The organism is Cognatundibacterium crateris (genome assembly GCF_010078235.1).
Lineage (GTDB): Bacteria > Pseudomonadota > Gammaproteobacteria > Burkholderiales > Burkholderiaceae_D > Undibacterium > Undibacterium crateris.
Genome location: NZ_JAABOS010000012.1, coordinates 64,090 through 72,305, shown reverse-complemented (window position 1 = coordinate 72,305; position 8,216 = coordinate 64,090). Strand labels below are relative to the sequence as shown.

Annotated in this window: 5 protein-coding genes and 1 pseudogene; 1 reads left to right on the top strand and 5 read right to left on the bottom strand. The window is 55.4% G+C overall.

Annotated elements, in window-relative coordinates:
• Positions 1–2,393 (bottom strand): RHS repeat domain-containing protein (locus tag EYB48_RS17735; RefSeq protein WP_235935247.1); only part of this gene is annotated, 2,393 nt, incomplete at its 3' end.
• Between the two features lie 465 nt (positions 2,394–2,858).
• Between EYB48_RS17735 and EYB48_RS19265 the strand changes: the two are divergent.
• Positions 2,859–3,025: pseudogene (locus EYB48_RS19265) on the top strand (transposase); the annotation flags it as partial.
• 121 nt (positions 3,026–3,146) lie between these two features.
• Here EYB48_RS19265 and EYB48_RS17725 read toward each other — a convergent pair.
• From EYB48_RS17725 to alr, 4 genes are read right to left on the bottom strand one after another with little or no spacing between them, the layout of a single operon-like run.
• On the bottom strand, positions 3,147–4,706 hold the full coding sequence (locus tag EYB48_RS17725) for a sigma-54-dependent transcriptional regulator (protein WP_162021724.1): 1,560 nt from the start codon (positions 4,704–4,706) through the stop codon (positions 3,147–3,149).
• A gap of 17 nt (positions 4,707–4,723) precedes the next feature.
• On the bottom strand, positions 4,724–5,284 hold the full coding sequence (locus EYB48_RS17720) for a hypothetical protein (RefSeq protein WP_162021723.1): 561 nt from the start codon (positions 5,282–5,284) through the stop codon (positions 4,724–4,726).
• On the bottom strand, positions 5,281–6,651 hold the full coding sequence (locus EYB48_RS17715; RefSeq protein WP_328823481.1) for a D-amino acid dehydrogenase: 1,371 nt from the start codon (positions 6,649–6,651) through the stop codon (positions 5,281–5,283). Before EYB48_RS17715 ends, EYB48_RS17720 begins: the two co-directional genes overlap by 4 nt.
• Positions 6,632–7,735 carry an alanine racemase gene (gene alr / locus EYB48_RS17710; protein WP_162021721.1) on the bottom strand — a complete coding sequence of 368 codons (1,104 nt, stop codon included), beginning with the start codon at positions 7,733–7,735 and terminating at the stop codon, positions 6,632–6,634. Before alr ends, EYB48_RS17715 begins: the two co-directional genes overlap by 20 nt.
• Positions 7,736–8,216 lie beyond the last annotated feature (481 nt).

The window sequence follows — 8,216 nt, the reverse complement described above, 5'->3', positions numbered from 1 at the left end:
TTCGCCTGCCCCGGAACTGCGCCTGAATGGGTGTTGCCATAGGCTTCGTACCGGGTGCGCGAGATGAGAGTCCCATTGGCATCGCTGATGGCAACCGGACTCCCCAGCGCATCAGTGTGGGTGTAGCGTACCTGACCATTGCTGACTTCGGCGATGGCTTTGCCCGCCAGATAATGATATTTGGTGGTGTAGGAACCACCCGCTATGGTGCAGGTACTGCCATTGAGGGTGCCGCCATCCGGGCAGGTATAGGCGGGCGTTGGATTTTGCGTGAGCTGGCGACGGCAGGTCTGGCCATCGGTATTCCAGCCTTGCGGGCAGCTGGGGGTGACGCTGGCCGCCTGGCTGGCGGTGGTGAGGCATTGCCTGCCAGAGAGGGTGCCGCCATTCGGACAGGTATAGATCCATTGCATGTTGGGGCAGAGGAGCCGGGTGGTGGCGCCTGAACCGGATGCGGGGCGCTTGCGTAAGCTGTCATCGCCCGGGCAATAAGCGGTGCGGGTCGCCGGGGTGCTGGTGGTGATGTTGCACACTGTGCCGGAGAGGGTGCCGCCATTGGGACAGGAGTAAGCCAGACTGGCACTCTGGGTTTCAGTCCGGACGCAGAGATTTGCGCTCGCGGTCCAACCTGGCGGGCAGGTTGGGTTGCTGCTGGCAGGATAGTTGCTGGCGGATTGTTCACCGCTGGCCCAGAGTTGTTGTCCTGCCAGGCTGTAGAGCTGGAAGCGGCCCGGGTTGTTGTCGCGGGCGGTGAAGATGCGGCGGCCATGGCCGTCGTAGGTGTAGCTGGCTGCCGCGCTGGCGGTGGCTGCATTGGTGGTTGCACTACGCAGGCGGTTCGCCAGATCAAAGCTGAAGCGGTCATTCCCGCGTGTGCTCAGATTGCCATTGGGGTCGAAGGTGTAGCTCTGGTTCTGGCTGCCGCTGATGGCGCTTAAGCGGTTATTTGTGTCGTATTGGTGGGTCAGGTTGCGCGCGCCTACGCTACTTTGACGCAGGTTATCCTGTACGTCATAGGCATAGCTGGCCTGTCCCCATAGTCCGGGTGCATTGACGGCGATGAGCCGGTCCAGCGCATCGTATTGCATGCTGCGGCTGGTGCTGCCGTCGGACAGATCGGTGATGGTGCTGACATTGGCGTTTTGGTCATAGCCGTATTGATTGGCACTGATCCCGGCATCGCTTAGCGTGGCGGGTAAGCCGCGCAGGTTTTGGGTCACCGAGTGCGCAATCCCATTCCCGTAGCGATAGCTCGCCACTTCGCCATTGGGGTGGTAGGTGATGGCACTGGCATAGGCGCCGACCTGGGTCGCCTGCCCCAAGGCATTGGGTGCGTAGGCAATCTGGGTGCCATCAGGATAGTACAGGGCGGCGGTATGCCCATAGGCATCGGGAATGTGGAACAGATTCCACTCGTGATTGTTGAACTGCAGGGTTTCGCGGTTGAGCAGCCGGCGGTTGTTGTAGGCGTAACTCCAGCGGCTGACGCCGTTGTCAACGGTGGAGAGCAGGCCATCCGGGGTATAGCGGCGGACAATGGCAGGGCTGCCATCGCCGTACCGGGTGCTGTCGAGACGGTTGCGGGCGTCATAGCTGTGGCTGATTTTACTGGAGCCAGCGACATTGGCGCGGTCGCAGGCCTGGCTGGTCAGGCTGGTGCCGCCACTCTTCCAGGCCAGATTGCCCGCAGCGTCCCAGTCTTGCAGGCTTGCACCGAGTTCGGGTTCGATGGTTTTGCACAGGCGCTGGTTGGCATCATACACATAGACGCGGGTCACACTGGTTGTGGTGCCGGCATTCGTCCCGCTGCGGGTGATGGACAGGGGTTTGCCAAACACGTCGCGCACGATGTCCAGATTTAAGCCTTGCGGTGCGCGGATGCGGGATAGCCAGGCTTGCGCCGGATCGTCGTAGGCGAGGTGAGTCTGTGTGCTGGTGTTTCCGCGCGCATCGGTGGTCTGCGTTTGAAAACCAGTCAGATAGTCGGTTCTTTTTTTAAGTATGCCTAATTCTGAATCTGACCAGACATCGGTTATGCGTCCCAGCGCGTCGTACCATTGACGCTGGCCATAGATGCCGTTGGTGGTATAGATGTCTGCAATATTGGCTTGTGGGAAGCTTTGATAGGTAAGGCGGCCTTCGGCATCCCATTGATAGGTCAGCATGGTTTGCGTCGCACCGGGGTTGGCTGCATCATAGGTTTTACTGATGCGCTTGCGCCACATGGCATCGAAATAGTGAATCGTGACGGCATTGCCAGTTACGGTGGTTTGACGCCAGTGTCCTGGGCTTAGGCCATACTCATCGGTGCCGACGGGTTCAAATGTCAGTACGGTGGGGTAATAGGCGAGGTTGCTGTCAGCCGGCGGGGTGATGCGGTTTAATCGACCCATTGCATCATACGCATAGCCCGTAGTGGTGCCAGCTTCATTGGTGAGCGCGGTAATGAGGCCAAGATCGTTGACGACGGCATTTTGCGTACTGCCATCGGCATAGCTGATGTTTTGCGCTAAGCCGAGCTTGTAGTTACTGTACTGCGTCGTGTTGCCGCGCCCATCGGTCAGTGTTTTGGGTGTGCCGTCGGGGTGGTAGGTGTAGCTTTCGAGAGACAGGCCGAATTGCGTTTTGACTTTGGGTAAGGCATTGGCTTCATCATAAATGGTGCGCTGTGCCTCGACTCCATTGACGCTATGACCTTGAATTTGGTTGATGACCCATTTGCCCAGATCATCGTAGTAATCGGTGTTTTCGGTTTTATAACTGCCCAGGCTGCTGGTTTTTGTGACGCCATTGACGCGGGCAAACGTATCGAAGCTATTGACTTGCCAGGTGAAACTGTGACCCTGTCGATTCTGGGAGCGCTCATCAAGGATGTGGGGCGAAAGGTGTTGTTAATTTTGGATAATTTACGCGTACATTACAATAAGCCAGTGAAAGCATGGCTTGCTGAAAATAGGGAAAAATAGAATGCTTTTACCTGCAGGGCCAGAGTCCAGAACGCAATCCGGAAGAGCGAATCAACGCCGGCAATAGCAAGCTTCTTTGGCGATCCACGTGTTAAGTACACCGAGTAAATCTATTTAAATGCCGAGTCAATAGGTCGAATAAGGCGCGCCCCCGACAGAGGTGGCCGGGCAAAACAAGGCTCAACGTTTTTGCGGAATCCCGTATTTCCTGAGCTTGGACGCTATGGTTGAATGTGAAGTCTGCAAGCGCGCGGCCAGCTTACGACTGGAAGGGAAATGCGGATACAGGCGCGTCAACAGACTCTGTTCAAACTGTTGCAAGGCCAGGTCCCAGCTTTCTGTGTCACTGGCACTGTGTTCATCTGCGCTGATACTGCCTTCAGCCCAATCCAGATCGGCCGCGTCCAGTACGCGCTGATCGGACATCGTGATGGCTCTGAACACCACATTTTGTAATTGCCTGACATTGCCAGGCCAGCGATTTGCCACCAGTGCGGCACAAGCCGCGGTATTGAGACGGCACACCGGCTTTTGCGACTGGGTACAGGCGCGCTCGATGAAATGGCGGGCCAAAGGAAGAATGTCATCCGGACGCTCACGTAGCGCCGGCATTTCCAGATGTAAGACATTCAGGCGATAAAACAAGTCTTCCCTGAACAGGCCTTCCTGTACCATTTTGCGCAAATTGCGATGCGTGGCGCTGATGATACGTACATTGACACGTATTTCTTTATCACCACCGATACGACGGAATTTACCGTCATTCAGAAAACGTAATAATTTCGCCTGCAAATACAGCGACATTTCTCCGATCTCATCCAGAAAAACGGTACCGCCATCTGCCATTTCAAACAGGCCCGGCTTGCCACCTTTTTGCGCACCGGTAAAGGCACCTGACATATAGCCAAATAATTCGCTTTCCGCCAGACTTTCCGGTAAAGCAGCGCAATTCAGCTCGAGAAAAGGCGCGTTACTGCGCGCACTGACGCCGTGGCAGGCCTGCGCCAGCAACTCTTTACCGGTACCGGTTTCACCAGTGATCAGCAAGGGTGCATCAACCACCGCAACTCTGGCGGCACGGGTTTTCATGGAACGGATTTGTTCTGAAGCACCGATGATCAGATCAAAGCCATGTCCCTGAGTATTCTGTAATGCATGCAATCGTCCGCCTATGCGTGAAGGCGCATGAAAGGTCAGCACCGCGCCGACCGAGCGATGCAGCGCCGTACCATCCGGCAGCACCGGCTCGGATACCGGTGTCACATCCATGAAAAACGGTTCGCCATGCAGACGCACTTCGCGGCTGGGAATACGTAAGCCTGCCTGCAGTAATTCTTCCTGCAAGCCCTGATCATCCAGCACATCACTCAGTTTGAGCTGAGCTAACTGCGCCTCACTCAGGCCAGTCACGGCTGCCGCAGCGGCATTCGCGATCACCAGTCTGGCTTCACCATCGATGGCCAGTACCGGATCTTCCATCACGGCCATCATGGTGTCGAGATGCAGGCGCCTCCGCATACCGGGTAACACGTCGATGACCTGGATTTGCGCCACGCCGCTGATTTGCTGGCAGGCTTGCTGCAGCGAAGGCAGCATCTCTTTGCTGAGTTCAGGAATATCGATATAGACCTGAGGCGGATCGACCTCGACCGCGACCACGTTCAGCCCACGCTGCGCCAGCACGGCCAGTATTTCGTGGGCAATACCGACTCTGTCCTGAAACTGGATATTAATACGCATGCAATCGCAGCCGGAACTCAGTAAGGTTCGGGAATGTAACCGCGCGGTCTGGCATGCTGCGCACGGAACGCGGTGGTGCTGGCCAAGCCACGCAAACGGCTCAGGTCGAATTGCTCCAACTGTTGCAGTACTGCGCGGTTGACCGTCATTTTGACCTGCAACATCAGCAGGTCCACACTTTGCTGGCTTGAACTTCTGGAAGTCTGCACTCCCAACTCTGCGTGCTCAGCATTTTTTTCTGCACGCCGGGCTGCTTTCAGGACCGCACGCTCTTCTGCTTCGACAAAACACCGGTACACATCGGCCAGTGTGATGATGCCGTTACAGTCGCGGCAATGCCAGGCATCTTTGTCCTTGGCATCGCGGCCGACCAGTCCATCCTTACTCAAGGTCGATAAGATAGAACGGACCAGGCGCGGTGTTTTTCCCGTTGCTTCCGCCAGACTGCTGATCGTCGCGGCGCGTGGCATGACCATCATCACCTGCGCCAGCAATTCGATGGCGGTATAAAAACGGGTATTCAGATTGGCATCTGCAAACACCTGCGTAGAAGAAAACAATTGTTCAAACTGGCTCATTCCAACTCCTTGGGAACAATGATGGGACGGTTCATGCTGCCATAACGGCTCATGAATAAACCTTCCGTGGAAATTGCCGGCCGTTTTCCGGAAACGATGTCGGCAACGAATTGCCCTGAGCCGCAAGCCATGGTCCAGCCTAAGGTGCCATGTCCTGTGTTCAGGAATAAATTACGATAAGGCGTAGGGCCAACCACTGGTGTACCATCCGGTGTCATAGGACGCAGACCGGTCCAGAACTCCGCTTTGCTGACATCGCCACCAGCCGGGAACAGATCACTGACAGAATACTCCAGTGTGGCGCGGCGATCAGCGCGTAATTCGAGGTTGTAACCGGTGATTTCTGCGGTTCCGCCGACACGGATACGGTCGCCCAGACGGGTGATTGCCACTTTATAGGTTTCGTCCATCACGGTGGATTCCGGCGCGGCGCTGGCATCGGTAATCGGCACGGTGATCGAATAGCCCTTGATCGGATAGACCGGAATCCGTATGCCCAACTCGCGCAACAGGATAGGCGAATAGCTGCCTAGCGCCAGCACAAAACTGTCAGCTTTCAGTTCACCTTCAGAGGTAATCACTGAGCTGACCTGATCGCCGGTATACACCAGACGCTGTATGCTGACGCCGTAACGGAACTTGACGCCCAGACCTTCTGCCAGCTTGGCAAGGTTCTGCGTAAATTTGAAGCAATCGCCGGTTTCATCGCCCGGCAGGCGCAATGCGCCGACAAACTTTTCCTGTACTTTAGCCAGTGCCGGTTCTACTTTCAGGCATCCTGCTTTATCCAGTTTTTCATACTTCACGCCATAGCGATTCAGAATCGCGATATCGGCATCAGCACCTTCCAGTTGTGCCTGATTGCGGAACAACTGCAAAGTGCCCTGCGTGCGCTCGTCATAGGAAATGCCAGTATCGGCCCGCAGTTGTTGCAATACATCGCGGCTGTATTCAGCCATGCGCAGCATGCGTCCCTTGTTCACTTCATAGCGGGAGCTGGTGCAATTCATCAGCATCTGCATGACCCAGCGCCAGGTGTTCAGGTCGAAAGTCGGGCGTATCGCCAGCGGGCTATGCGCCATCATCAGCCATTTGATTGCTTTCAGCGGCACGCCGGGACCAGCCCAGGGCGCTGAATAGCCAGGCGATACTTCACCGGCATTGGCAAAGCTGGTTTCCAGTGCGGCACCTTGCTGACGTTCAATGACGGTCACTTCATGTCCAGCCTTTGCCAGATAATAGGCAGTTGCGGTTCCGATCACGCCTGCGCCGAGTACGATAACTTTCATTGTTTTGCTCCTTGATGCCTGTTTTAATAAGTGATGTGTTGTATCTGCTGCTGACTGCTTAGCGGTAAACGCGCTGATAGCGATTGCCCAGACTGGTCAGAATTTCATAGCCTATGGTGCCAGCGCGCGCAGCGACCTGATCGACGGTATTGCTGGCAGACAGCAGGTCCACCAACGCCCCCTCTTGCAGCTCACTGTCAGCAATCGCAGTCACATCCAGCGTAATGGTATCCATAGACACATTCCCTACCAGTGCTACTTCTTGCCCAGCGATATGCGCCACGCCACGATTACTCAGACTGCGCATCCAGCCATCGGCATAACCAACGGCGACTGTCGCGATTTTTGCGCTGTCCCGGCTACGCCAGGTGGAACCATAACCAACGCCGGTATCCGGTGGAATCTCGCGTACCTGAATGATGCGGCCTTGCAAATGCGCGACTGCCTGCATAGGATTAGCTTGCCCTGCGACTGGTGCCACCCCATACAAAGCAGCGCCAGGACGCGCCAGATCGAAGTGATACGCCGCTCCCAGGAATACACCCGAGGAATTAGCCAGACTTGCCTTCGCCTGTGGCAACAGACTGCGTAACTCGGTAAAGCGCGCTAACTGCGCTGCATTCACAGGATTGGACGCATCCTCCGCACTGACCAGATGGCTCATCAGGTATTCAACCTGTATGCCTTCCAGGAAATCTGCATCATTGCGCCAGACTTCCACTTCCTGCGCTGACAGCCCCATGCGCGCCATGCCGGTATCGAACTGTACGATGGCCGGTAATGAGCGCTGCTGTTGTTTCGCCAGAGCACGCCAGGCGCTTACCTGAGCCAGACTATTCAGTACCGGCATGCAGCCATGTTCGAGGAACTCGGCTTCATACCCGACGGGCGAACCATGCATCACAATCAGATGCGCATCAGACGGCAGATGCGGACGCAAACTGATCGCCTCTTCCAAATGTGCCACAAAAAAATGCCGGCATCCGGCCGCATACAAAGCGCCTGAAACCGGGATTGCACCTAATCCATAGGCATCGGCTTTGACGGCCGCACCACATTGCGCCTTACCCAGTTTCTGACTCAGTAAGCGGTAATTGTTTTGCACAGCTTGCAAATCCACCCGCAGCACTGCACCGCTTCTTCCCGTCATTTCTTGCATCATTCACGCACTCCATTGCTCGGTAGCCGGATGTCTGCGAGCCCTTAGCCTGCGAATCTCACTGGCATTTGCCAGAATATCCCAGCTTACGGCTGCACCATCCTTAGTAGAAAGTTTTACTCCACCTAGCAATGCTCATGCCACTGCAAAATAGTCAGCTGATTCAATGACTTACAACACACCAGAAAAAAACTCTGGCAACCAGGTGTATTAAAATCCATACACACCTCACTGATTCTCCAGTCAAAAGACCGAAGCCTCCCTCTAGTGCGTACGAATTCACGAACAGTGTATCAAATTTAGTACACTGTATCGTTTTCAATACGCAATAAAGAAAATCAAGTGCCGATCATCTCAGTCAGAATTAGTTCCGGCAATAAGTAAAACTACGGAGTGAGTTGTATAGATAAGACAGCGCACGAATGCTGGATAAACAGGCTAACAAGCGTTGCCCGTCACGGCGATGGTATGAAGATGGGGAAAT

Bases quoted from the DNA above. Each gene is read 5' to 3' on its own strand.
- EYB48_RS17720 (WP_162021723.1), bottom strand. From the start codon at position 5,284: ATGAGCCAGTTTGAACAATTGTTTTCTTCTACGCAGGTGTTTGCAGAT.
- EYB48_RS17725 (WP_162021724.1), bottom strand. From the start codon at position 4,706: ATGCGTATTAATATCCAGTTTCAGGACAGAGTCGGTATTGCCCACGAA.
- alr (WP_162021721.1), bottom strand. From the start codon at position 7,735: ATGATGCAAGAAATGACGGGAAGAAGCGGTGCAGTGCTGCGGGTGGAT.